The sequence below is a fragment of the Streptomyces sp. BF23-19 genome (assembly GCF_041106355.1).
Taxonomy (GTDB): Bacteria; Actinomycetota; Actinomycetes; order Streptomycetales; family Streptomycetaceae; genus Streptomyces; species Streptomyces virginiae_A.
Genome location: NZ_JBGBPT010000033.1, coordinates 13,423 through 37,784, shown reverse-complemented (window position 1 = coordinate 37,784; position 24,362 = coordinate 13,423). Strand labels below are relative to the sequence as shown.

Here is a 24,362-nt window from a genome sequence, read left to right as displayed (position 1 = left end):
GCGCCGCCGTCGCTTCTTCCGCTACTTCTTCCGCTCGGTACTGACGATCACGCCCACCGCCGCGACGACGATCGCACCGCCGACCACGATCGGCCAGGTCAGCGCCTCGTCGAGGATCAGCGTGCCGAGCGCCACGGCCACCACCGGATTGACGTACGCGTACGTGGACACCAGCGACAGCGGAGCCGCCTGGAGCAGCCACACGTACGCCGTGAAGCCGACGAGCGAGCCGACGACCGTCAGATAGCCCAGAGCCACCCAGGAGGCGGTGGAGAACGCCGCCGGGTCCAGACCGCGGTGCTCGCCGCGCAGCAGACCGACGACCACGGCGGCGATCCCGCCCGCGCACATCTGGTAGGCGCTGCCCGTGAAGGGGTTGGCCGGCAACTTCAGCCGGGGCGCCGTGAACGAACCCAGTGACCACAGGACCGAGGCCGCCACGACCAGCAGCACCCCCGACAGCCGCACCGCGCCGCTGAGCCCGGGGCCGGTCAGCACCCCAAGCCCGACGAGACCCACCAGCACCCCGGCCAGGGTGCGCCGCGGCGGCCGGTCCCCGGTGCTCGCCCGGAGCACCACCACCCACATCGGCACCGCCGCCACCAGCAGCGCGGCCAGGCCCGAGGGCACCGAGGTCTCGGCGAGGACCACACCGCCGTTCCCGCCGAGGATCAGCAGCAGGCCGACCAGGACCGCCGAGCCGAGCTGCGCGCGGGTGGCCCGCAGCGCGGCCGTACCGTACCGGCAGGCGACGACCCCGGCCAGCAGCAGGCCGGCGGTGATGAACCGGGCTCCGGCGGAGAGGAAGGGCGGCATGGTCTCGACGACGATCCGGATGCCGAGGTAGGTCGAGCCCCAGACCACGTAGACGAGGGCGAGGGCGGCCCAGACCGCCCCCGAGATCCCGCCGAGGGGGGTGGCGGCCGACCCGGCGGCCTCGCCGTCCTTGCCGGCCTTGCCGTCGACCGGAGTTGAGGTGCTCATGCCCGGATCCTAAGGTCGTTGGCCCATGCAGGCTTCCGGATTTCTCAGCCCTTGAGCAGGCCGTTCAGCTCGCCGTAGGGCAGGGAGTGCGCGAGCGCCCCGTAGGTGCCCTCCGAGAGGAGTTCCTCGGCGGCGCGGCGCACCACGGCGTACGCGGCTTCGGCCACCCAGGAGCCGAGGCTGACGCGGGAGACGCCGAGGGCGCCGAAGGCGGCGACGGTCGGGGCGCCCGGGCCGAGCAGGATGTTGAGGGGCGCGTCGATGCCCTTGGCCAGCTCGGCGACGGTGGTCGGGTCGAGGACGCCGGGCACGAAGACGCCGGTGGCTCCGGCCCGCAGGTACGCGGCGGCGCGGGCCAGGGTGTCGTCCAGACGGGTGGCGTCCTCGCCGAAGCCCCGGAGGTAGGTGTCGACGCGGGCGTTGATGTAGAGCGGGACCCCGGCGGCGTCGGCCGCGGCGCGGGCCGCGGCCAGGCGCTCGACCTGCTCGGCGGGGTCGCGGTGGCCGTCCTCGATGTTGATGCCGACCGCCCCGGCGGCGAGGACCCCGGTGACGGTCTCGCCCACGGCGGCCGGGTCGGCGCCGAAGCCGCCCTCGATGTCGGCGGTGACGGGCACGGAGACGGCGTCGACCACACGGGCGACGAGGTCGAGGGCCCGGTCCCGGGCGAGCACGTCGCCGTCGGGGGACCCGAGGGACCAGGCGACGCCGGCGCTGGTGGTGGCGACGGCGGGGGCGCCGGCGGCCTCGACGATGCGGGCGCTTGCCACGTCCCAGGCGTTGGCGAGGGCGAGCGGGGCGGCCGGGGTGTGCAGGGCCGCGAACGCCGTGGCCCGGGCGGCGAGATCAACATGGGTGGTCATGGGGTCAGTTCATCAGACCGGGCGCGTCCGGGCTCGTGGAATTCCGACATGGACGTGGGGGCGGTGCAGGTCGCGGGTGCGGGTGCCGGAGTGCCGGGGTGCGGGTGCCGGGGCGTGGGTGGGCCGCCCCTATGTGCCCGCGCCGCAGAGGGGGATCACGGCGGTGCGGCCCTGCAGGGGATCCCCGGGAGCCGACGGGCCCACCGCGGCCCAGCAGGCGGCGGCCGTCGGCTCCACGGACAGGCCGCGGTGGGCCAGGTCCCGCCGGGCCTCGCGCAGCCGGTCGTCCGGGACGGTCAGGACGGTGCCGCCGGACTTGCGGACCGCCGCCAGGATCTGGCGGGCGCGCGGCGGCGCCGGGATCGCGATCCCCTCGGCCAGGGTCGGCCGCTGTTCCACCGGAGCGGCTTCCTCCGCGCCCGCCGCGAAGGCCCGCGCCAGCGGGGCCACCGCCTCCGCCTGGACCGCGATCAGGGCCGGCGGCCTGACCCCGCGCCGGGCCAGTTCCTCCACGGCCAGGGCGGCCCCGAGCAGCAGGGTGCCGTTGCCCACGGGGACCACCAGGGCCTCCGGAAGCCGGCCGCCCAACTCCTCCCACACCTCGTACACGTACGTCTTGGTCCCGTGCAGGAAGTACGGGTTGAACACGTGGCTCGCGTAGAAGACGCCGGGTGCGTCCGCCGCCGCCCGGGCGGCCTGCGCGGCGTCCTCGCGGCCGCCGGGGATCACCCGGACGGCAGCGCCGTGCCCCCGCATCCGGGCCGTCTTCTTCTCCGACGTGCCCTCGGGCACGAAGATCTCGCACGCCAGTCCGGCGCGCGCGCAGTACGCGGCCACCGCCGTACCGGCGTTGCCGCTGCTGTCCGCCACGACCCGCTGCGGTGCGAGCCGCCGGGCGAGCTCCACGAGCATCACCGCGCCCCGGTCCTTGAAGGACAGCGTGGGCATCAGGAAGTCGAGTTTGGCGTGGATCCGCTCCGCCAGCGGGATCATTGGCGTGTGCCCCTCGGCCAGCGACACGGAGAACGCCCCGGGAAGCGGCAGCACGGACCCGTACCGCCACAGCGAGTTCGGTCCCGCGGCCGGTTCCAGGGCCGCGGTCGGGTCCGGAGTGAAATCGAGGTCCCAGGGTCCGCCACAGACCGGGCACGCCCACGGGGCGGTCCGGACGTCCGCGCGGGTGCCGTCCTCGGAACAGATGTAGCCGGGGAGTGCGTGCGTCATGGGTGGAACACCTTCGCTCGGTCATGGCCGGTGTACGGCACGGATGTTACGCGTCGGTGATCGTCGCAGGGGTCCGTGTCACGCACCGGGGCGCAGGAGCCGCGGGCGCCGACCGGGCCGTGCGTGACGGCGGGGGCGACCGATCTGCCGGGCGCCTGAGCTGCGTACTATTTCGCGCATCCGTTCGCGCCCGCTGCGGCGCGGCGCCCCGCGATGCCGCCCTGCGATGGAGTCCGCCCCCGTGAGCAACCCGCCGAGTCCTCCTCCCGGACCGGGCCACTCCTGGCCCCCGCCGCCCCCGCACGGGGGTTGGGCCCCGCCGCCCGGTTACGGACAGCAGCCGCCGGCGCTCAACGGATTCGCACTCGCCTCGCTGCTGTCCGGGCTGTTGTGCTTCCCGCCGCTCGGCATAGCCTTCGGCATCGCGGCCCTCGTACAGATCACGAAGCGGGGCGACCGGGGCAAGGTCCTGGCGATCGTGGGCCTGGTGGTGTCCGTGGCGATGACCGGCGCGCTGGTGTTCACCGGTCAGCGGCTCCTGAACTCCGTCGACGACCGGTTCGACTCGCTGCGCGAATACACCGACGTCGAGGGCGAGCTCACGGACCTCGACGACCTGCGGGCGGGTGACTGCTTCAACGTTCCCGGCGGGGACCTGGTCGACGAACGGCCCGTGACGTACCGGATCGACTGCGCGCGGGTGCACCACGGCGAGGTCACCGCCGCCGAGGTGCTGGAGGTGCCGGACGACCCCGAGTCCCGCGCGGCCGACCGCACGGCCGAGGACACGTGCTGGAAGGCCCAGGACGCGTACGCGATGGACACGTGGGCGCTGCCCGAGTACGCGGAGATGTTCTACTACGCGCCCTCCCGCGAGTCCTGGCGCCAGGGGGACCGGGCGCTGGTCTGCGTGATCGGTACGACCGAGGAGGAGTGGCGGGGCAGTCTGCGCAAGGACGCCCCGATGCTGAAGCCCGAGCAGGCGGCCTTCCTGCAGGCCGCCAACGCCGTCGAGTTCGTCATGAGCCGGCCTCCCGACAGCGACGTGGAGGACGTGCTGCCGGAGTACCAGGCGTGGGCGCGTGAGGTGCACGCGGTGCTGGGCGTCGAGGCGAAGCTCCTCCAGGGGGACGCGGCCCGGCCGGGGATGGAGAAGGCGGTGGCGGCGCAGCTGAAGGAGATCGAGGCGGCGCGCACGCAGTGGCAGCGCGCCTCGCAGGCCAGGAGGCCGGAGGATTTCAACCAGCCGTGGCGCGGGGCGGAGCTCGCCATGTCCTTGGAGACGGAACGGGCGCTGCGCGGTGCGTACGGGCTTTCGACGGTGGTTCCGCAGTGGCTGCAGGACATCGAGGACGACCTGGAGGACGGGGACGGCGGGTCCGACGGGGGGCCCTCGTCGGAGTCGGCGTGACGGCGTCGAGGTAGCGCAGGGTAACGGGTTTGAGGACCTGGCTTCATCACTTCGAGTGAAACTCTGGCCCTTGCTTGCGGTCTTCAACCGTCGGTTGCCAGGGTGTAGCTGTCTGTCAACCTGATGGGAGTGGCCAGTGACTTTCGGTGAGCAGCCGGCCTATCTGCGCGTGGCCGGGGATCTGCGACGGAAGATCGTCGACGGTTCTCTGCCCCCGCACGCCCGGCTTCCCTCTCAGGCACGCATCCGCGAGGAGTACGGGGTCTCCGACACCGTGGCCCTGGAGGCGCGCAAGGTCCTCATGGCGGAGGGTCTGGTCGAGGGCCGGTCCGGATCCGGCACGTACGTACGGGAACAGCCGGTCCCGCGGCGGGTCGCCCGCGCCGGCTACCGCACGGGCGGCGCCTCGACTCCGTTCCGTCAGGAACAGGCGGACGTGGGCGCGCGCGGCACGTGGGAGTCGAGCAGTGAGCAGGCCGCCGCGCCCGCCGAGATCGCGAAGCGCCTCGGCATCGAACCGGGCGAGCGCGTGATGCGGACGCGGTACGTCTTCCGCGACGCGGGGGAGGCGATGATGCTGTCGACCTCCTGGGAGCCGCTGGCCGTGACCGGCCGGACTCCCGTGATGCTGCCGGAGGAAGGACCGCTGGGCGGCTCCGGGGTGGTCGACCGGATGGCCGCGATCGACGTCGTCGTGGACAACGTGGTCGAGGAGGTCGGCGCACGGCCCGGGCTGGCCGAGGAGATCCTGCTCCTCGGCGGGGTGCCGGGGCACGTGGTGCTGGTGATCGGCCGCACCTACTACGCCTCCGGCCGGGCCGTGGAGACCGCCGACGTGGTGGTCCCGGCGGACCGCTACCGCCTGGCGTACCACCTCCCGGTGAGGTAGCCGTCCCCTCCGCTCCCTCCTTCGCGACATCAACCCCCGGGCGGCGTCCGGGGGTTCACGCGCGCCCGACCGGACGCCGGCGACCCGGCGGGTTTCGGCGCGATGGCGGGCGCCCGCGCCCTCCCGGCCCCGGGCGTCCTCGGACCGTTCGGTCCGTATGCCGGGACCCCCTTCCCCCGCGCCGCGGCCCGGACCGCTCCGGACACCCCGCCGCTTCCTCGGCGCCACCTGCGCGGATGCCCGCCGCCCGACGGCGCGGCGGTCCCGCCCCGGCCGCCGGTGCGCCCCGTTCGAACCGGCGCGCACGGCCCAGTCGTACGCATGGCCGGATGCGTACGCCTGTGAGGTACCTCTTCGTGAAAAACCGTATCCGCTCCGTAAAGGTCGGGCGTAAGCTCGGGCATATGCGCAATGCGGTTTCCCGGACAGGTACGTCGGCGGAGGGTGAAACGCAATGAACGACAGCGGTGCCCTGCTTCCGTGGCTGGTCATACGCGAGGACGACAACGGCAACCGCTACCGGGTGGGCCGGTACGCCACCCGGGCCGAGGCCCAGAAGGTCGCCGACAGCCTCGAGGACCGAGGACACAAGCAGCTCTACTGGGTCGAGCGGATCGGTCGGACCGCCACGATGAACTGAGCGTCGCAGCGCCCCGCGACGCTGACATAGGCTCCGCCCATGACGGTACGAGTGGTCGTGGGCGGAGCCCTTTGTCATGAGGGGCGCCTGCTGGCCGCCCGCCGCAGCGCACCGCCCGAACTCGCCGGACGCTGGGAGCTGCCGGGCGGGAAGGCCGAACCGGGTGAGTCCGTCCCCGACGCGCTGGTGCGCGAACTGCGCGAGGAGCTCGGCGTCGAGGCCGAGCCGCTGGAGCGGATCCCGGGGGAGTGGCCGCTGCGGCCCGGCCTCGTCCTGCACGTGTGGACCGCCCGACTGCTCTCCGGAGTGCCCGCCCCGCTGGAGGACCACGACGAGCTGCGCTGGCTCGGGCCGGAGGAGCTGGAGTCGGTGGACTGGCTGGACCAGGACCGGCCCGCGGTCGCCGAGGCCGGGCGCCGGCTGTGCCAGGACGGCGGCGGGGGCGCGTGAGGCTCCCGGTCTAGGCCGTCTGCGCCACAGTGCGCCGGTGGGCGGGGATCGAGTGGTACGACGCCCCAAATATCGGGTATGTCGCTATTAATCCCTATCTCGTCCCCCTTTCGTCCCCGACGAACCGGACTGGGGTCGCTGCTGGCCCGGGAAGTGATCGGCGTGATCGACACAGACGGTGAGTGCGCCGAGTGGGCCTTCCCCGCGGAGCCCGGTGCCGTCCGCACCGCCCGCCACGCCGTCCGCGGCGCCTTGCACGACTGGGGCCTGGAAGCCGTCGGCGATGTGACCGTCCTGCTGGTCAGCGAGCTCGTCACCAATTCCCTGCGGTACGCCTCCGGCCCCATCGGCGTCCGTCTGGAACGGCGCAATCCGGCCGCCGACAGCTCCGCGGCCGGCCCCGCACTGCTCGTGGAGGTTTCCGATCCGCTTCCGGATCCGCCCCGCGAGCGGGTCGCGGACCATGACGACGAGGGGGGCCGTGGCCTGCACCTGGTCGCCGTCTCCTCGCAGCGCTGGGGGACCCGCCACGGGAAATCGGGCAAGACTGTGTGGTTCGAGTTGGCTCTTCCTGGTGAGTAACAAGGTGAACGGTGGCGTGTGACCTCTGGGGAACGCCTCCCGGCGACAGCCGGGGGAAGGACGCGGGGGAGATCGCGCGACATGGCTCGAAATCATCGAGACCGTGCTGTGATCGTGAACGCCGTGCCGTCCGGGGCCGTGGTGCTGAATACTTCGGTCATGGCCGGTCCGGTTGCGGTGAGCTGGAGGGGACGGTCGCGTGAGCGAGATACCTGCGCAGGCACATCAGACCGACGTGCCGCGAGAGACATGGCACGACGCCCTGTGGCACAGCAGTCCGCCTGGCTCGATATATGACTACATAAAGGTCGCCTCCTTCTCGATCGGACCCGACGGGTTCATCGACCAGTGGAGCCTGCGCGCCGAGGAACTGTTCGGGCTGAGCGCGTCCCAGGCCGTGGGTCGCGACCCGGTCGACGCCTTCATGCCGCCCGAGCTGCGTCCCGACGCGCACCGCAAGGTCGCCGAGATCCTCGACGGCAAGGAGTGGACCGGCCTGATCCCCTTCCGGATCCCGGGCGGGAACGGCGCGCACGGCGTGGCCGAGATCTATGTGATGCCCACCCAGACGGCGACCGCCGAACGGGCCGCGCTGTGTGTCGTCGTCGACGTACGCGCGTTGCGCCGGATCGAATCCGACTTGGCGGCCTCACAGGCGATATTCGGCCAATCTCCCTTCGGCTTCCTGCTCTTCGGCACGGACCTCACCGTGCAGCGGGCCAACCGCCGGTTCGCCACCGTCTTCGGGGGCGCCGCCGAGGAGCACCGCGGCCGGACCGTGCACGACTACCTGCCCGCGCACGAGGCCGACCGGATGACCGAAGCCCTGCGCCGGGTGCTGGACACCGGCGACTCGGTCACCGACCTGCGGATCACCGGTGCCGCGCCCGGCAGCCGCGAGAACCGCCACTGGTCCATCAACCTCTACCGCGTCCACGGCGGCAGCGGCCGCCCCATCGGCGTCGCCGGCATCGGCACCGACGTCACCCGCCGCCACCTCGCCGCCCGCGAGGCCGCCGGGGTCCGGCGCAACCTCGCCCTCCTCAACGAGGCCGGGCACCGCATCGGCAACTCCCTCGACCTGGAGACCACCGCCCGCGAGCTCCTCGACGTCACCGTCCCCGGCTTCTGCGACCTGGCCGCCGTCGACCTCTACCAGGGGCTGCTGCTCGGCGACGACGACCGGCCCGCCCGACCCCAGGGCCCGGGCGTGCCCAGCCTGCCCGGCCAGGGCCCGGCCCGGACGCCCTCGGCCGCCCTGCGCCGGGTGGCCTTCGCCTCCGCCGTCTCGGACGCCCCGCTGTCGGGTGCCGGCGCACCGGTCTCCGTCGGCGACATCCACCGCTACCCGGCCGCCTCGCCGGGCGCGCTGGCCCTGCGTACGGCACGCACGCGGCTGATCGAGGGCGGCGGACCGGAGGACCTCGTCCAGTCCACGCTGGTCGTGCCGATGGTCGCCCACGACACGGTCGTCGGACTCGCCCAGTTCTCCCGTACCAAGGGCAGCGAACCCTTCGGCGAACGGGACCGGGCGGTGGCCGTGGAACTCGCCGCACGGGCCGCCGTATGCATCGACAACGCACGGCTCTACCGCCGCGAGCACGAGCGGGCGCTGATCCTGCAGCGCAGCCTGCTGCCCCCCGGCGACCCGGAGGCGGCCGGTCTCGACATCGCCTGCCGGTACCTGCCCGGCAACGCGGCCACCGAGGTCGGCGGCGACTGGTTCGACGTCATCGAGCTGCCCGGGCACCGCACCGCGCTGGTCGTCGGCGACGTCATGGGCCGCGGCCTGCGGGCCGCCGTCGCCATGGGCGAACTGCGCACCGCCGTACGGACCCTGGCGCTGCTGGACCTCGAACCGGCGGAGGTACTGACCGCGCTCGACGAGATCGCCCGCGGCCTGGGCGCCCCCGGCGGCTCCCAGCAGGCCTCCCGGGCGGCCCTGCACTCGCGGGACGCGGACCGCTCCGAGGTGTACCTCGCCACCTGCGTCTACGCGGTCTACGACCCGGTGACGCGGCGCTGCACCATCGCCAACGCGGGCCACATGCCGCCCGTGCTGGTCGAACCCCCGGACGAGGCCGGCGTCTCACGGCCCGCACTGCTCCTGGAGGTCCCGCCCGGGATGCCGCTGGGCGTGGGCGGCGAACCCTTCGAGGAGGTCGAGGTCGACCTGCCGGAGGGGGCTCTGCTGGCCCTCTACACGGACGGGCTCGTGGAATCCCGCGACCATCCCCTGGAGGAGGGGCTGCGCGGACTGCGCGCGGCCCTCGCGGATCCGGTCCGGCCGCTGGAGGACGTCTGCGACCACGTGCTGAACACCCTCGACACCCGGCACGGCGAGGACGACATCGCCCTGCTCATGGCACGGGTGCAGGGCCTGCCGGTGGACGCGGTCGGCGACTGGCAACTGCCGCGCGAGGCACGCTCGGTGGGCCGGGCCCGGGAACTGGCCCGGGCCAAGCTCCCGGCCTGGGGCCTGGAGGGCCTGCTGGACACGACCGAACTCCTGGTCAGCGAGCTGGTCACCAACGCCCTGCGGTACGGGGAGGGCGAGATCCGGCTGCGGCTGCTGCTGGACCGCACACTGGTCTGCGAGGTCTGGGACGCGAACCTGGTCCAGCCCCGCCGCCGCCGCGCCCGTGACACCGACGAGGGCGGCCGAGGCCTCCAGCTGGTCGGCCTGCTGTCGGCGGGCTGGGGCACGCGCCGCACCCACCGCGGCAAGACGGTCTGGTTCGAACTCCCGCTGCCCGGCGCGGCATCGGAGGCCGTCGCCGAACTCTCGGCGGAGCAGCTGCTGAGCATGTACGGCTGAGCACCTCCCGCCCGCCGGGGCAGGGGCCGACAGCACGTGGTGGCCGCCCCCCGGTCGGGCGGGGCGGCTGTCACCGACGCCGGTCGTGGAGCGGCGGGCGGGAATCCTGGCCCCGACCCAGGCCGTCTCTTCCGGATCTTGCCGGGCGACAAGATCCGAAAGAGACGGCCTAGGCGGCCTTGCCGGATTTGAGGGCGGCGAGGCGGGCCTCGACCTCCGAGGACTTGCCGAGGTCGTCCAGGGCCTCGAACTGGGCGTCCAGGGAGGACGCCGCCAGTTCCTGCTTGCCGAGCGCCATCGCCTCCTCCCGCCGCACCTTCTCCTCGAAGCGGGCCAGGTCGCTCGTCGGGTCCATGACGTCGATGTTCTTCACCGCGTCCAACATCGTGTTCTGGGCTCGGGCCGTCTTGGCCCGGGCCACCAGCTCGTCGCGCTTGCCCTGCAGCTCCGTCAGCTTGTTCCGCATCGCGTCCAGACCCGACTTGAGCTTGTCGACGACCTCCGTCTGGGCGGCGATCGTCGGCTCCGCCGTCTTCGCCTCCTTCTCCGACCGGAGCTGCCGGCCCAGCGCCACCTTCGCGAGGTTGTCGAACCTGTCGGCGTCCGCCGCCGAGCCCGCCGCCCGCAGCTCGTCCGCCTTCCTGCTCGCCGCCAGGGCCTTGCCGCCCCACTCGGCGGCCGCCTCCACGTCCTCCGTGTGGTCCGCCTCCAGCATCCGCAGGTTGCCGATCGTCGTCGCGACCGCCTGTTCCGCCTCCGAGATGTTGTTCGTGTAGTCGCGGATCAGCTGGTCCAGCATCTTCTGCGGGTCCTCCGCCTGGTCCAGCAGCGCGTTGATGTTGGCCTTGGCGAGCTGGGTGACGCGGCCGAGGACGGTCTGCTTGCTCATGATGGGTCTCTCCTGGTCAGGGACGATGTGTGTGCAGTTCAGAAGCGGCCGCCGCCGCCCATGCGGCCGCGGGTTCCGCCGCCCCCGAAGGAGCCGGGACCGCTGCCGCCCCCACCGCCGAAGCCCCCGCCGCCGCCCCCGAAGCCCCCGCCGCCCCGGCCGCCCCGCAGGATCTCGCCCAGGATGATCCCGCCCAGTACGGCACCGCCCTGGCCGCCGCCGTGCCGCCGGCCCGCGTACGGGTCCTGGTACGCGCGTACGTCCTGCTCCGCCAGCTGCTGCGCCTCCCGCGCCAGCGCATCCGCGCGCTGGGCCTCCGCGAGCGCCCCCGCCGGGTCGGCCTCCGTCAGGGACACCGCCCGTTCCAGGTGCCGGCCCGCCTCCGCCAGCCGGGTCCGGGCCTGGCTGCCCACCGCACCCCGGGTGGTGGTGATGTAGTCCGTCGCCGCGCCGATCGCGCTGCGCGCCGCGAGCATGGCCTGGTCGAGCAGGGCCACCGCCCGCTGCCGCCCCGACTCCCGCTCCCGCGCCCCGGCCAGCGCCTCGTCGAGGGCCGCGTCGGCCTCCTCGATCCGGCGCAGGGCGTCGATCGGGTCGTACCGGCCGGCCGCCTCCTCCCGCCGTACGTCGGCCAGTACGGCCTCGGCCCGGCCGATCCGTCCGCGCAGGTCCGCCGTCGAGGTGCCCTCCGCCGTTCCGGTGAGCAGCCCGCGGGCGTCCGCGAGGTCGGTGTCCGTCTCGGTCAGCGCGCCGGGCAGCTTCCCGGCCGCCTCCGCCAGCTCCTGCGCCCGCCGCTCGACCGCGTCCACCAGGGTCGCCGCCTGGTCCACCGCGCCCTCGGCGGCCCGTACGTGCACGGCCCCCGTGCCCTTCTCGCCCGCGTCGAGGGCCGCGTGGGCCAGGCCCAGGTTGGTCGCCGCGAACAGCAGCCGGTCCTTGGCCTGTTCGGCGTTGGAGGCGATGGGCGCGGACGCCGAGTCCGCGTACCGCCGGGCCAGCGCGGTCAGGGTCGCCTCGGCGGTGCTCGCGCGCCCCGTCAGCTCCAGATAGCTCTGCTCCACGCTCGCCAACGCCTGCGGGGCGTTCTTCTCCAGGTCCCGCAGCCGGTCGAAGTCCGCCGACTCGGCGTCCAGCCGCCCGTTCGCCTCGGCGCACCGGGCGACGATCTCGTCCAGCATCCGCCGCCGGGTCGCGTCGTCCTCCGGGTAGGCGTCGTCGAGCTGCTGACGCAGCCGGAAGGCGTGCGTCAGCTCGTCCTTGGCGTATTCCACGGCCGCGACGAACGGGCGGGCCGCCTCCTCGCCGAACTGGGCCGAGGCGAAACCGAGTTCCTCGGTGCTGGTGCGGACCGCGTCGTCGGTCTCCACCAGCAGGGCCTTGGCCCTGGAGTCCAGCTCCGGCAGCGGGAGCCGGTCCGGCGCCCCTTCGGGCCAGCCCGGCCCGGTGGTCGTACCGCGCCCGCCACCGGCGGCGTCCTTGCGCTTGCGGCGGGTGTACGTGTACGCCGCGAGCGCCCCGGCCGCGCCGACGGCGATCACCGGGAGCACGAAGTCCCCGGCCCCGCTCTCCCCGTCCGCCTTGCCGCCGGGATTCGCCGGTCCGGGGGTGATGGTGGGCACGGGGATCGGCTGACCACCGAGGACGGCGTTGTAGCCGTTGGCCGCGCCGATGGCGGCGCCCGCCCAGTCGTTCTGCCGCAGGGCGGGCTCGATGGCGGTCTGCGCGACGGTGGCCAGCTGCTGCTCGGTGAAACCGGAGTCGACATCGGCCGAATAGGCGTACTGGCGGGCCCCGGTCGCCACGGCCAGCAGGACGTCGTTCTGGCCGAGGCCGTTGCGCTGGGCGGTGGCGTCGGCCCAGCTCTGGGGGGAGCGCCCGGAGAAGTCCCGTACGTAGGCGACGAAGAGCTGGATCTTCCGGTCGGCGTACAGCTTGTCGAGCGCCGCGGTGACGGCCCCCTGCCGGTCGCCCAGGGCCCCCACGCGGTCGGTGATCTGCCCCTGCTGGGACAGGGTGACGGGATCCTCGGCCCACGCGGGCGTCGCCCCGGCCGCGCCCCCGCCGCCGACCGCGAGCAGCCCGGCCGCCAGGGCGAGCCCGGCCCGTACGAACATCCTGCGGCGCGGCCTGCTTCTCGGCGGAATCACAATTGGGAGGGTATGGGGGCTTTCGTGGCCGCGCATTCGGAGTCATCGTCCGTGACCGGCCCGCCGACGGCTCGTTGGCAGCCCATGAAGAAGATCATCTCCGCCGCCGCGCTCACCGTGGCCGCGCTCGCCCTCGCCACGCCCGCCCACGCCGACAACGACAGCAACTTCGGCGGCGGGGTGAACGCGGCCAACAACTGGAACTTCACCGCGGCCGCCGTCTGCCTCCAGGAGGTGGCCGTGGTCCCCGTCCTCGGCGACTGGGTGGGGGACCACGCGAACAACTGCTCCAACGGCAACGTCATCGACCACTCCGGGCGCTGACCCCGCCGGACGCCGGACGCCGGACGCCGGACGCCGGACGCCGGACGCCGGACGCCGACCCCGGGCCCTCCCGAGGGGGCCCGGGGCAGGCCGTCAGCCCCGCCGGCGTCCGATCTTGTTCCCCAGCCAGACCAGGGGGTCGTACTTACGGTCCACCGCCCGCTCCTTCAGCGGGATCAGCGCGTTGTCCGTGATCTTGATGCCCTCCGGGCAGACCTCCGTACAGCACTTGGTGATGTTGCAGTAGCCGAGCCCGTGCTCCTCCTGCGCGGTGCGTTTGCGGTCCAGGCCCGCCTCCGCCGCCGCGTCCAGCGGGTGCATGTCCAGCTCCGCCACCCGCATCAGGAACCGCGGACCGGCGAAGGCACCCTTGTTCTCCTCGTGGTCACGCACCACATGGCAGGTGTCCTGGCACAGGAAGCACTCGATGCACTTGCGGAACTCCTGCGAGCGCTCCACGTCGATCTGCTGCATCCGGTACTCGCCCGGGGCCACCCCCGCCGGCGGTACGAAGGCCGGCACCTCCCGCGCCTTGGCGTAGTTGAAGGACACGTCCGTCACCAGGTCGCGGACGACCGGAAAGGCACGCAGTGGGGTGACCGTGATCGTCTCGGACCGCTCGAAGGTCGACATGCGCGTCATGCACATCAGCCGCGGCCGGCCGTTGACCTCCGCACTGCACGAGCCGCACTTGCCGGCCTTGCAGTTCCAGCGCACCGCCAGGTCCGAGGCCTGGGTGGCCTGGAGCCGGTGGACGATGTCCAGGACCACCTCCCCGTCGTGCACCTCGACGGTGAAGTCCCGCAGTTCCCCGCCCTCCGCGTCGCCCCGCCAGATCCGGAAGCTCGCGTCGTACGTACTCATCCGTACAGCTCCTCTTCGGCGAGGTACTTGGCCAGCTCTTCCTTCTCGAAGAGCGCGAGCAGGTCGGGGCGGATGGGCTCCGTGCGGGTACGGACCAGGGTGATCCGGTCGGCCGCCGGGTCCACCGGGGCCGGGTCCACCGGCCGGCACAGCAGGTTCACCGGGCGCCAGGCGCGCTCCATCGACGGGCAGTCCTCGCGGGTGTGCCCGCCCCGGCTCTCGGTGCGCTCCAGGGCCGCTCGGGCCACGCACTCGCTGACCAGCAGCATGTTCCGCAGGTCCAGCGCGAGGTGCCAGCCCGGGTTGAACTGCCGGTGCCCCTCGACACCGGCCCGGGAGGCCCGTACGCGCAGGGTCGCGAGCCTCTCCAAAGCCTCGGCCATCTCGCCCTCGCGCCGGATGATCCCGACCAGGTCGTTCATGGTCGTCTGCAGTTCCTGGTGGAGCGTGTACGGGTTCTCCGCGCCCTCGGCGGCGTGGAAGGGGGCCAGCGCCTCCGTCGCCGCCGCGTCGACCTCCGCCTGGACGACGCTCGGGCGCGGCGCCGACGTGGCGTACTCGGCCGCGTGCAGTCCCGCCCGCCGCCCGAAGACCAGCAGGTCGGAGAGCGAGTTCCCGCCGAGCCGGTTCGAGCCGTGCATCCCGCCCGCGACCTCCCCGGCCGCGAACAGCCCCGGCACCCCGACGGTGGCGGCGGACTCCGAGTCGACCGCGATCCCGCCCATCACGTAGTGGCAGGTCGGGCCCACCTCCATCGGCTCCGCCGTGATGTCCACGTCCGCCAGCTCCTTGAACTGGTGGTACATCGACGGGAGCCGCCGCTTGATCCTCTCGGCCGGCATCCGGGTGGACACGTCGAGGAAGACCCCGCCGTGCGGTGAGCCGCGGCCCGCCTTCACCTCGGAGTTGATCGCCCGCGCCACCTCGTCGCGCGGCAGCAGCTCGGGCGGGCGCCGGTTGTTGTCCGGGTCCTCGTACCAGCGGTCGCCCTCCGCCTCCGACTCGGCGTACTTCTCCTTGAAGACGTCGGGGACGTAGTCGAACATGAACCGCTTGCCCTCGGAGTTGCGCAGTACCCCGCCGTCACCGCGTACGGACTCGGTGACGAGGATGCCCTTGACCGACGGCGGCCAGACCATGCCGGTCGGGTGGAACTGCACGAACTCCATGTTGAGCAGGGGCGCGCCCGCGAGCAGGGCCAGCGCGTGGCCGTCGCCCGTGTACTCCCAGGAGTTGGAGGTGGTCTTGAAGGACTTGCCGATCCCGCCCGTGGCGAGGACGACCGCCGGGGCCTCCAGCACGAAGAAGCGGCCGGTCTCGCGCTCGTAGCAGAAGGTCCCCGAGACCCTCGCTCCGTCCGTCGGACCGCCGCGGTCCTTCAACACCCGGGTGACCGTGCACTCCTGGAAGACCTTGAGCCGGGCCTCGTGGTCCCCGTACTCCTTGAAGTCCTCCTGCTGGAGCTGGACGATCTTCTGCTGGAGGGTGCGGATCAGCTCCAGGCCGGTGCGGTCGCCGACGTGCGCGAGGCGCGGGTACTCGTGCCCGCCGAAGTTGCGCTGGGAGATCTTCCCGTCGGGCGTGCGGTCGAAGAGCGCGCCCCAGGTCTCCAGCTCCCAGACCCGGTCCGGAGCCTCCTTCGCGTGGAGCTCCGCCATCCGCCACTGGTTGAGGAACTTGCCCCCGCGCATGGTGTCGCGGAAGTGCACCTGCCAGTTGTCGCCCTCGTTGACGTTGCCCATGGAGGCGGCGATCCCGCCCTCCGCCATCACCGTATGGGCCTTGCCGAACAGGGACTTGCAGATCACGGCCGTACGGGCGCCGCGCTCGCGGGCCTCGATCGCGGCGCGCAGTCCGGCGCCGCCCGCGCCGACCACGACCACGTCCCACTGCTGCCGTTCCACTTGAGCCATCTCAGAAGATCCTCGGGTCGGTGAAGGCGCCGCTCGCCAGCAGGTACACGTAGAAGTCGCACAGGGCCACGCTGATCAGGGAGGCCCACGCCAGCTGCATGTGGCGGGCGTTGAGCCGGCTGACCCAACCCCAGAGCCGGTAGCGCACCGGGTGCTCGGAGAAGTGCTTGAGCCGGCCGCCCATGATGTGCCGACAGGAGTGGCAGGACAGGGTGTAGGCCCAGATCAGGGTGATGTTGACCAGGAACAGCAGGGTCCCGAGGCCCATGTGGCCCCAGGCGTAGTGCTCGTCGCGGAAGGTCAGCACCGTGTCGTACGTGAGGATGCCCGCGACCGGGACCGCCGCGTAGAAGAAGTACCGGTGAGCGTTCTGCAGGATCAGCGGGAAACGGGTCTCGCCGGTGTACCTCGCGTGCGGTTCGGCGACGGCGCAGGCGGGCGGTGAGGCCCAGAATCCCCGGTAGTAGGCCTTGCGGTAGTAGTAGCAGGTCAGCCGGAAGCCGAGCGGGAAGATCAGGATCAGCAGGGCGGGGGAGAGGCCCCACCAACTGCCGAAGATCTCCCAGTTGGGCCCGCCCTTCATCGGGACGCAGTTCTCCGCGAGACACGGGGAGTAGAAGGGGGAGACGTACGGGGCCGCGTAGTAGTCGGCGTTCGCGAAGGCCCGCCAGGTCGAGTAGACGATGAAGGCGAACAGCCCGGCCGCGGTGCCGGCGGGGGCCAGCCACCACCGGTCGGTCCGCAGGTGCCGGGCCGCGATCGCGGCCCGTGAGGCGTCGTGGACGCCGCCGGGCCGCTGCTGGGGTCGTTCCGTGCCTGTGGCCAAAGAAGACTCCGGGTGGAGTGATGAGGGGTGCCCCGACCGGCCCGGCCGCGGACGGCCGGACCCGACGGGGCGCGGGTGGATGCGTGTCCGTGACGGACTGCCTCAGGGGGCGCGGCGGTCGCGGGCGCCCAGGCCCTCGTCGTCGGAGTCCGTCCACAGGGAGCTGTCGTACGGGGTGTCCGGGACCGTCACCATCCGGGACGGGTCCGGACCGGCCGCCGTCGTCGACGGCTTCTGCCGTGCGGCCTGCTGTTCCAGCCGCTCGACCTTGCGCGTCAGCTCGTCCAGGTTGCGCCGTACGGCACTCAGATCGTCTTGCAGGGACATGATTTGCCCTCACTTCCGCCAGGTGCGGTGGCAACGCTCATGTGCGCCTGCGAGTGTCGCGCTTCCCGTCCCCCGTGTGAAGGGACGTGCAGCGATTGCGGGCGCGCAGGCGTGAATCGTGCGCCCCTCCCTGCCCCCCATTGTCATCCCTCTCCCGGGGGAACGCCTCTCGCCGCGCAAGCGGGATTGGTCCGCACGGGTGGGGTTCGCGGCGTGGCGAGAGGCGGGTGCGGGGGGTGCGGCGGAGCGTCTATTTCAGTGGGTTCCGGCAACCGGTGTGATCAGCTCCATATACCGCCGAACGTGATCATGCTTCCCCCACGCCCCGCCCCGGAGGTACCACCCATGTCCCAGAGAAGGCGCAGGTCCTTGGCGCTCCTGACCTCGGGAGTCCTCGCACTGCCGCTGCTCACGGGCTGCGGCGCGGGTGACGACGAGGGCGGTCAGGCCGCCGCAGGACAGGACATCGCGACGACCACCCGCGACAAGGTCGCGGACGGGGGTGTGCTGCGCTGGGCGGTGGACACCCTCCCGGACACCCTCAACACCTTCCAGGCCGACGCGGACGCCACCACCAACAGGATCGCCGGCGCCGTGCTGCCCCAGCTCTTCGTGCTGGACGCCAAGGGCCGGCCGGTGGCCAACCCGGACTACCTGGAGAAGGCCGAGATCATCGAGCGGGAGCCGAAGCAGGTCGTCCAGTACAAGCTGAACCAGAAGGCGGTGTGGAGCGACGGGCGCGAGATCGGCGCCGCCGACTTCGTGGCGCAGTGGCGGGCCCTGAACGGCAAGGACTCCGCGTACTGGACGGCGCGCAACGCCGGCTACGACCGCATCGAGAAGATCGAGAAGGGCAAGACCGACCTGGAGGTCAGGGTCACCTTCAACAAGCCGTACGCCGACTGGCGCTCGCTCTTCACCCCGCTCTACCCCAAGCAGGTCACCGGCACCCCGGACGCCTTCAACGAGGGCGCCCGCGGCGCGCTGAAGATCACCGCCGGGCCCTTCGGGCTGGGCGCGATCGACAAGAAGACCGGTACCGCCGCCCTGACCCGCAACGCGCGCTGGTGGGGCCGCCCGGCCAAGCTGGACACGCTGGTCCTGACGGCGGTGCCGCGGGCCGAGCGCCCGGCGGCGCTGGCGGCCGGCAAGCTCGATCTGGCGGAGATCGACCGGGCCGGGGCCGACCGGATCGCACTGGCCCGCCGCGACGCGGCCGGCAAGAACGGCCCGGGCGCGGGCGGCGCGCCGGCCCACGGCCCGGGAGCCGCGCTGACCCCGGCGGAGGCCACGCTGTCGTGGGCGACCGCCTTCGGGGTGGACGAGGAGAAGGCCGCGGCGGAGACGGAGAGCCGCCAGAAGCACCTCGACTCGGTCAAGCGGTACGCCGAGGAGCAGACGGCCCTGAAGGCCTTCACCGTCCGCAAGTCCCTGGAGCCCACCTACACCCAGCTCGCGATGAACGGGGCCTCCGGCCCGCTGGCGGACGAGCGGGTGCGCCGGGCGGTGGCCCGGGCCCTGGACCGCAAGGCGCTGGCCGAGGTCGTACTGAAGCCGCTCGGCCTGCCCGCGAAGCCGGTCGGCAGCCACCTGGCCCTGGCCGGGCAGCGGGCGTACGCCGACAACAGCGACGCGCTCGGCGGCCAGGACACCCACGCGGCCCAGGCCCTGCTCACGGACGCGGGTTGGCGCAAGGGCGGCAAGATCACCGAGCCGGCGGGCGCCAAGGCCGGCCCGGAGAGCGAGCAGCAGGACGACTCGAAGACCCCGTCGGGCCCGGGCACCGGCAACGACGGGCTCTACATCGTGGGCCAGGACGACGGAGCCAACGGCGACCCGCGCTCGGCGACCGAGGACCGGGCGAAGGGCGACACCGCCCCGGAGGGCACCCAGGACGGGCCGTCCCCGGTGCTCGCCCCCGCCCCCTTCGGCGCCCAGCAGGAGGCGTCCCTGCTCGCCCAGGCGGCCCAGGTCGCCCGGGCCGCCACGGCGGAGAGCATCGACGACGCCAAGGGCGTCCCGGCCCGCGACGAGGTCGACCCCGCCAAGGCCTCCCCGGCCCCGGCACCCGCCAAGCAGCCCGTCCGCACCTCCGGCGGCATGCTCGCCAAGGACGGCAAGGCGCTCTCGCTGCGGTTCGTCCTCCCGGCGGGCCCCGGCTCGGAGTCCCTGCGCACGGTCGGCGAGCGGATCGCCGGGATGCTTCGCAAGGTCGGTGTGAACACCGAGACGATCAAGGTGGCCGACGACAGCTTCTTCAAGGACCACATCGCCTCCGGGCAGTACGACCTGGCCCTGTACTCCTGGCCCGCGACGGCCTACCCGGCCACCGACGCCCGGCCCATCTTCGCCAAGCCGGAGCCGGCCGCGGACGGCTCGCTCCTCGTCGAACAGAACTACACACGGGTCGGCACCGACCACATCGACCAGCTCTTCGACCAGGCGGTCGGCGAGCTGGACGAGGACCGGTCCCGTGAGCTGATGCGCAAGGCCGACGCCCGGATCTGGGCCGCGGCCGGCTCCATCCCCCTCTTCCAGCGTCCCGAGCTGGTGGCGGTCAAGCCGGGCCTGGCCAACGCGGGCGCGTTCGGCCTCGGCGCTCCCCGCTACCAGGACATCGGCTGGAAGAAGGCGCCCACCGCGAAGGACAAGAAGAAGTAGCGGGGGAGAAGAAGTGGTGACAAAGCGGTGCCTGTCTGGTTGACCGCAGGGTCACAAGCTCAGATGTGACTCAAGTCCCTTGCCCGCCGGATCCCCCGGCGGGCAAGGTCGTGCATACCCGTTGACCCGCGTGAATACCGGTCGGAACAGCGGTCGGGGCACCCCACGCAACCCTCGGCCGCACTCATGCATCCGGCCTCTTGACAGACCCCCGGCAGGCGGTTCCCGCCACTCGACGTACCATGGGGTAAGGCCGTGGCAGGTTTTCGCCCGGCCGAGGCGCGCGTGCCGGACCGTACGCGACGCCATCCACGATCCCGGGAGAAGCGCCGAAGTGCCCACGCGCCACGACATCCGTAACGTCGCCATCGTCGCCCACGTCGACCATGGCAAGACGACCATCGTCGATGCCATGCTCAAGCAGGCCGGTGCCTTCGCCGCCCACCAGCACCTCGACGACCGCATGATGGACTCGAACGACCTGGAGCGTGAGAAGGGCATCACGATCCTCGCCAAGAACACGGCGGTGAAGTATCACCCCAAGGACGGCGGGGCCCCGATCACGATCAACATCATCGACACCCCCGGCCACGCCGACTTCGGTGGTGAGGTCGAGCGCGGTCTGTCGATGGTGGACGCCGTCGTTCTGCTGGTGGACGCCTCCGAGGGTCCGCTGCCCCAGACCCGCTTCGTCCTGCGCAAGGCTCTGCAGGCGAAGATGCCGGTCATCCTCTGCATCAACAAGACCGACCGCCCGGACTCCCGGATCGACGAGGTCGTCAACGAGACGTACGACCTCTTCCTGGACCTGGACGCGGACGAGGACCAGATCGAGTTCCCGATCGTCTACGCCTGCGGCCGTGACGGCGTGGCCTCGCTGACCAAGCCCGAGGACGGCACCGTCCCGGCGGACAGCACCAACCTGGAGCCGTTCTTCTCCACCATCCTGGAGCACGTCCCCGCCCCGGTGTACGACGAGGAGGCCCCCCTCCAGGCCCACGTCACCAACCTGGACGCGGACAACTTCCTCGGCCGTATCGCGCTGGTTCGCGTCGAGCAGGGCGAGCTGCGCAAGGGCCAGACCGTCGCGTGGATCAAGCGTGACGGCTCGATCTCCAACGTCCGCATCACCGAGCTGATGATGACCGAGGCGCTCACCCGCAAGCCGGCCGAGGTGGCGGGCCCGGGTGACATCTGCGCGGTCGCCGGTTTCCCCGAGATCATGATCGGCGAGACCCTGGCCGACCCGGAGAACCCGATCGCGCTTCCGCTGATCTCGGTCGACGAGCCGGCGATCTCCATGACCATCGGTACCAACACCTCCCCGATGGTCGGCCGTGGCGGCAGCGGCAAGGGCGCGGACGCCAAGTCCGCCGTCAAGGACCGCAAGGTCACCGCGCGCCAGGTCAAGGACCGTCTGGACCGCGAGCTCGTCGGTAACGTCTCGCTCCGCGTGCTGGAGACCGAGCGCCCGGACGCCTGGGAGGTCCAGGGCCGTGGTGAGCTCGCGCTCGCCATCCTGGTCGAGCAGATGCGCCGCGAGGGCTTCGAGCTGACCATCGGCAAGCCGCAGGTGGTCACGCAGGAGGTCGACGGCAAGGTGCACGAGCCGGTCGAGCGCATGACGATCGACGTGCCCGAGGAGCACATGGGCGCCGTCACGCAGCTCATGGGCGTCCGCAAGGGCCGCATGGACAACATGTCGAACCACGGCTCCGGCTGGGTCCGCATGGAGTTCGTCGTCCCGTCGCGCGGTCTCATCGGCTTCCGTACGGAGTTCCTCACCGGCACGCGCGGCACCGGCATCGCCCACTCGATCCACGAGGGCCACGAGCCGTGGTTCGGCCCGCTGGTGACCCGTAACAACGGTTCGCTGGTCGCCGACCGCGCCGGTTCGGTCACGCCGTTCGCGATGATCAACCTGCAGGAGCGCGGCGTCCTGTTCACCGACCCCGGCACCGAGGTGTACGAGGGCATGATCGTCGGCGAGAACTCGCGCTCCGACGACATGGACGTGAACATCACCAAGGAGAAGAAGCTCACCAACATGCGTGCGGCTTCCGCGGACAACACCGAGAACGTGGTGCCCCCGCGCAAGCTCTCCCTGGAGCAGTCCCTGGAGTTCTGCCGTGACGACGAGTGCGTCGAGGTGACCCCGGAGGCCGTCCGTATCCGCAAGGTCGTCCTGGACCAGAAGGACCGCTCGCGCACCGCGTCGCGCGCCAAGTCCGCCAAGTAACAACAGTCGTAAGGCTGTTCGCCCGGATTTGCTCGGGCGGTGGCAACGGTCGGCGCAGCCGGCCGCAGGGCCCTGGTAGTGCAGCAGCCCCTCCCTTCACGGAGTCCGTGAAGGGAGGGGCTGTTCGCTTATGTCAAGCGGATTTTTGCGTTCAGGTGTCCGCATACCGACCGTGACACTCCGGAAGATGAGCTAACCGTCCGTTTCGCACGTGTCTGTCTCCTATCCGTTTGTCCGGATTTCGGGTTTCTGACGCGGATCGATGTTGTGAAAACGAGACCACTTAAGTGTGGTTTACGGCCTGGCAGTCCCTGAGGATGGCTCCATTGAGCTCGGGTCAATGGGTCACGCGATGTGGGGATCGCGCCGACTCACGAGCACACTATGGGCAGGAAAATTGCTCGCCGTCAGGGGTGTCGGCGAGGTTTTTTTGCCCCTCAAGTCGATCAGTGGACTCATGAGGAGGAAACCCATGCGCGGTGCCAAGAGCGCCAAGTGGGTCGTGGGCGCGGTTGTCGTCGCCCTGGCCGCTACCGCCTGTGGCGGCGGTGACGGTGACAGCAAGGACAAGGGCAGTGCCAACGGCGGTGTGTTCCGGCTCGGTAGCACGGAGCCCGACACCATCGACCCGGGGCGTGCCCACGAGTCCACCGGTGTCCTGCTGGCCAACGCCCTGTTCACCGGCCTGTACGGGAACACGCCGGACGGCCTGGCCGAGCCCGCGCTCGCCGAGTCGGCGACGTCGGACGAGGGCTGCACGTCCTGGACCTTCAAGATCAAGCCCGACACCAAGTTCTCCAACGGCGAGGTCGTCGACGCCGAGTCGTTCGCCCGTGGTTGGGCCCGTGCCGCGCACAAGGCCGCCGCGTCCGACGTGGCGTACCACTTCGCCGGCATCAAGGGTTACGAGCAGCTGCAGGACGGCTCCGCCAAGACCTTCAGCGGTGTCACCACGCCGGACCCGACCACCATCAAGGTCGACCTGTCCAAGGCGGACTGCGAGTTCGTCCTGAAGACGGCGCACAACGCCTACAGCCCGGTCCCGAAGGTCGCCAAGGTCGGCGAAGAGGACAAGGCGTTCGGCGAGGCCCCCGTCGGTAACGGTCCGTTCAAGATGGACGGCACGTGGGAGCACAACAAGGCGATCAACCTCGTCCGTAACGACAGCTACGGTCTGCAGAAGGCGTCCCTGGAGAAGGTCCAGGTCACCCTCCTCAACGACAAGACCGCGCAGCAGCTCGAGTACGACGGCTTCCAGGCCGGCACCTTCGACTACGCGCACATCCCGACGCCGATGCTGAAGACGGCCGAGGCGAAGTACAAGCCGCAGAACAAGTGGTTCGCCAAGGACACCAACGGCATGAACTTCGTTCTGCCGATCGGTGACAACGGCCCGACCAACAACAAGGACGCCCGTCTGGCGATCTCCTACGCGATCGACCGTCAGGCCATCGCCAAGGGTGTCTTCCAGGGCTACCAGACCCCGTCGACGACCATCGTGCCGCCGGCGTTCCCGAAGGCGTACCAGAAGGACCTGTGCGTCTCCTGCGTCAAGCAGGACGTCGCCAAGGCCAAGGAGTACGCCGAGAAGGGCGGCCTGAAGCCGGGTACCGAGATCAAGTTCAGCTTCAACACCGGTGCGGGCCACGAAGAGTGGGTCCAGGCCATCGCGAAGCAGCTCGAGGACGTTCTCGGCGTCAAGGTCAAGCTCGACGGCAAGGACTTCCCGGGCATGCTCAAGGAGCAGCAGGGTTCCGGCGCGACCGGTATCTACCGCTTCGCGTGGGGCGCGGACTACCCGACCCCGGAGAACTTCCTGTTCCCGCTGCTGCACTCGGCCTCGATGAACAAGGACGCCGAGGGCAACGTGACCGGTGACAACCGCGTCCGTTACAACAACCCGGAGTTCGACAAGCTGATCGACACGGCCCGTGGCACCAAGGACGAGGCCGCGCGTCTGGCGATGTACAAGCAGGCCGAGAAGATGGCCATGGACGACATGGCCCTCATCCCGACCTTCAACCGTTCCCAGTTCCGCCTGATGGCGACGGACAAGTTCAACGGTCTGGACGACATCAACTTCAACGAGGACCCGATCCTCGAGAAGATCTCGATCAAGAAGTAATCGGTTCGGGCGGTATATCCGCCAGGAGCGCACGCGCCGCGGCCCCCGGGAGACCGGTGGGCCGCGGCCCCGCTCGGCAGGCCGTTTTTACTTCGGCACCCCTCACATCCGCGGGCAATCCCCGCTGGCCGAGAGCCGGCCCGTTCCTTGGGTCGGAGGCCGCTGCTCCCAGAAGCGGCCAGGTAG

The 24,362-nt window shown here is 71.6% G+C and carries 19 protein-coding genes; 10 read left to right on the top strand and 9 right to left on the bottom strand.

Annotated features, from left to right (window positions below; genetic code table 11):
* Window positions 1–21 precede the first annotated feature (21 nt).
* From AB8A24_RS19870 to AB8A24_RS19860, 3 genes are all read right to left on the bottom strand, one after another.
* On the bottom strand, window positions 22–984 hold the full coding sequence (locus AB8A24_RS19870) for an EamA family transporter (RefSeq protein WP_369476908.1): 963 nt from the start codon (window positions 982–984) through the stop codon (window positions 22–24).
* Window positions 985–1,028: 44 nt separating this feature from the next.
* Window positions 1,029–1,847 (bottom strand): isocitrate lyase/phosphoenolpyruvate mutase family protein, encoded by an 819-nt coding sequence (locus tag AB8A24_RS19865; RefSeq protein WP_369476906.1) that lies wholly within the window; start codon window positions 1,845–1,847, stop codon window positions 1,029–1,031.
* 129 nt (window positions 1,848–1,976) lie between these two features.
* Window positions 1,977–3,071, bottom strand: a complete 1,095-nt coding sequence (locus AB8A24_RS19860; protein ID WP_369476905.1) for a pyridoxal-phosphate dependent enzyme — start codon at window positions 3,069–3,071, stop codon at window positions 1,977–1,979.
* Between the two features lie 241 nt (window positions 3,072–3,312).
* Between AB8A24_RS19860 and AB8A24_RS19855 the strand changes: the two genes are divergently transcribed.
* From AB8A24_RS19855 to AB8A24_RS19830, 6 genes are all read left to right on the top strand, one after another.
* Window positions 3,313–4,482, top strand: a complete 1,170-nt coding sequence (locus tag AB8A24_RS19855; protein ID WP_369476903.1) for a DUF4190 domain-containing protein — start codon at window positions 3,313–3,315, stop codon at window positions 4,480–4,482.
* A 136-nt stretch (window positions 4,483–4,618) separates the two neighbouring features.
* Window positions 4,619–5,371, top strand: coding sequence for a GntR family transcriptional regulator (locus AB8A24_RS19850; protein WP_328961829.1), 753 nt, complete (start codon window positions 4,619–4,621; stop codon window positions 5,369–5,371).
* 454 nt (window positions 5,372–5,825) lie between these two features.
* Window positions 5,826–6,011: an SPOR domain-containing protein gene (locus AB8A24_RS19845; RefSeq protein WP_030764821.1), complete on the top strand. Its 186-nt coding sequence runs from the start codon at window positions 5,826–5,828 to the stop codon at window positions 6,009–6,011.
* Window positions 6,012–6,050: 39 nt separating this feature from the next.
* Window positions 6,051–6,461 carry a (deoxy)nucleoside triphosphate pyrophosphohydrolase gene (locus tag AB8A24_RS19840; protein ID WP_369476900.1) on the top strand — a complete coding sequence of 137 codons (411 nt, stop codon included), beginning with the start codon at window positions 6,051–6,053 and terminating at the stop codon, window positions 6,459–6,461.
* A 153-nt stretch (window positions 6,462–6,614) separates the two neighbouring features.
* On the top strand, window positions 6,615–7,043 hold the full coding sequence (locus tag AB8A24_RS19835) for an ATP-binding protein (RefSeq protein WP_328961828.1): 429 nt from the start codon (window positions 6,615–6,617) through the stop codon (window positions 7,041–7,043).
* A 208-nt stretch (window positions 7,044–7,251) separates the two neighbouring features.
* Window positions 7,252–9,861: a SpoIIE family protein phosphatase gene (locus tag AB8A24_RS19830; RefSeq protein WP_328965865.1), complete on the top strand. Its 2,610-nt coding sequence runs from the start codon at window positions 7,252–7,254 to the stop codon at window positions 9,859–9,861.
* Window positions 9,862–10,030: 169 nt separating this feature from the next.
* Here the strand turns inward: AB8A24_RS19830 and AB8A24_RS19825 are convergent, their stop codons facing one another.
* Window positions 10,031–10,750: a PspA/IM30 family protein gene (locus tag AB8A24_RS19825; RefSeq protein ID WP_328961827.1), complete on the bottom strand. Its 720-nt coding sequence runs from the start codon at window positions 10,748–10,750 to the stop codon at window positions 10,031–10,033.
* A gap of 38 nt (window positions 10,751–10,788) precedes the next feature.
* Complete coding sequence (locus AB8A24_RS19820) at window positions 10,789–12,864, bottom strand: TPM domain-containing protein (protein ID WP_369476958.1); 2,076 nt, start codon at window positions 12,862–12,864, stop codon at window positions 10,789–10,791.
* Window positions 12,865–12,981: 117 nt separating this feature from the next.
* On the opposite strand from AB8A24_RS19820, the gene AB8A24_RS19815 reads away from it, so the two are divergent.
* Complete coding sequence (locus AB8A24_RS19815; protein ID WP_266380466.1) at window positions 12,982–13,221, top strand: hypothetical protein; 240 nt, start codon at window positions 12,982–12,984, stop codon at window positions 13,219–13,221.
* 93 nt (window positions 13,222–13,314) lie between these two features.
* On the opposite strand, the gene AB8A24_RS19810 is transcribed toward AB8A24_RS19815, so the two are convergent.
* From AB8A24_RS19810 to AB8A24_RS19795, 4 genes are all read right to left on the bottom strand, one after another.
* Entirely contained in the window at window positions 13,315–14,085 is a 771-nt protein-coding gene (locus AB8A24_RS19810) for a succinate dehydrogenase/fumarate reductase iron-sulfur subunit (protein WP_328961826.1), read from the bottom strand.
* Window positions 14,082–15,998 (bottom strand): fumarate reductase/succinate dehydrogenase flavoprotein subunit, encoded by a 1,917-nt coding sequence (locus AB8A24_RS19805; protein ID WP_328961825.1) that lies wholly within the window; start codon window positions 15,996–15,998, stop codon window positions 14,082–14,084. Before AB8A24_RS19805 ends, AB8A24_RS19810 begins: the two co-directional genes overlap by 4 nt.
* Window position 15,999: 1 nt before the next feature.
* Complete coding sequence (locus tag AB8A24_RS19800) at window positions 16,000–16,824, bottom strand: hypothetical protein (RefSeq protein ID WP_369476896.1); 825 nt, start codon at window positions 16,822–16,824, stop codon at window positions 16,000–16,002.
* Between the two features lie 102 nt (window positions 16,825–16,926).
* Window positions 16,927–17,151, bottom strand: a complete 225-nt coding sequence (locus tag AB8A24_RS19795) for a hypothetical protein (protein ID WP_030385851.1) — start codon at window positions 17,149–17,151, stop codon at window positions 16,927–16,929.
* Between the two features lie 345 nt (window positions 17,152–17,496).
* On the opposite strand from AB8A24_RS19795, the gene AB8A24_RS19790 reads away from it, so the two are divergent.
* The 3 genes from AB8A24_RS19790 (at window position 17,497) to AB8A24_RS19780 (ending at window position 24,176) form a co-directional block, all read left to right on the top strand.
* A complete protein-coding gene (locus tag AB8A24_RS19790; RefSeq protein WP_328961824.1) occupies window positions 17,497–19,812 on the top strand; it encodes an ABC transporter family substrate-binding protein in 2,316 nt (771 codons plus the stop codon).
* Between the two features lie 334 nt (window positions 19,813–20,146).
* Entirely contained in the window at window positions 20,147–22,051 is a 1,905-nt protein-coding gene (gene typA, locus AB8A24_RS19785; RefSeq protein ID WP_266380445.1) for a translational GTPase TypA, read from the top strand.
* 472 nt (window positions 22,052–22,523) lie between these two features.
* Window positions 22,524–24,176 carry an ABC transporter substrate-binding protein gene (locus tag AB8A24_RS19780; protein WP_369476894.1) on the top strand — a complete coding sequence of 551 codons (1,653 nt, stop codon included), beginning with the start codon at window positions 22,524–22,526 and terminating at the stop codon, window positions 24,174–24,176.
* Window positions 24,177–24,362: the final 186 nt, after the last annotated feature.

Excerpts from the sequence above, each read along its gene's own strand:
- AB8A24_RS19820 (WP_369476958.1), bottom strand. The coding sequence starts at position 12,864 with ATGTTCGTACGGGCCGGGCTCGCCCTGGCGGCCGGGCTGCTCGCGGTC.
- AB8A24_RS19805 (WP_328961825.1), bottom strand. The coding sequence starts at position 15,998 with ATGGCTCAAGTGGAACGGCAGCAGTGGGACGTGGTCGTGGTCGGCGCG.
- AB8A24_RS19840 (WP_369476900.1), top strand. The coding sequence starts at position 6,051 with ATGACGGTACGAGTGGTCGTGGGCGGAGCCCTTTGTCATGAGGGGCGC.
- AB8A24_RS19860 (WP_369476905.1), bottom strand. The coding sequence starts at position 3,071 with ATGACGCACGCACTCCCCGGCTACATCTGTTCCGAGGACGGCACCCGC.
- AB8A24_RS19865 (WP_369476906.1), bottom strand. The coding sequence starts at position 1,847 with ATGACCACCCATGTTGATCTCGCCGCCCGGGCCACGGCGTTCGCGGCC.
- AB8A24_RS19870 (WP_369476908.1), bottom strand. The coding sequence starts at position 984 with ATGAGCACCTCAACTCCGGTCGACGGCAAGGCCGGCAAGGACGGCGAG.
- AB8A24_RS19795 (WP_030385851.1), bottom strand. The coding sequence starts at position 17,151 with ATGTCCCTGCAAGACGATCTGAGTGCCGTACGGCGCAACCTGGACGAG.
- AB8A24_RS19810 (WP_328961826.1), bottom strand. The coding sequence starts at position 14,085 with ATGAGTACGTACGACGCGAGCTTCCGGATCTGGCGGGGCGACGCGGAG.
- AB8A24_RS19815 (WP_266380466.1), top strand. The coding sequence starts at position 12,982 with ATGAAGAAGATCATCTCCGCCGCCGCGCTCACCGTGGCCGCGCTCGCC.
- AB8A24_RS19825 (WP_328961827.1), bottom strand. The coding sequence starts at position 10,750 with ATGAGCAAGCAGACCGTCCTCGGCCGCGTCACCCAGCTCGCCAAGGCC.
- AB8A24_RS19790 (WP_328961824.1), top strand. The coding sequence starts at position 17,497 with ATGTCCCAGAGAAGGCGCAGGTCCTTGGCGCTCCTGACCTCGGGAGTC.
- AB8A24_RS19780 (WP_369476894.1), top strand. The coding sequence starts at position 22,524 with ATGCGCGGTGCCAAGAGCGCCAAGTGGGTCGTGGGCGCGGTTGTCGTC.
- AB8A24_RS19845 (WP_030764821.1), top strand. The coding sequence starts at position 5,826 with ATGAACGACAGCGGTGCCCTGCTTCCGTGGCTGGTCATACGCGAGGAC.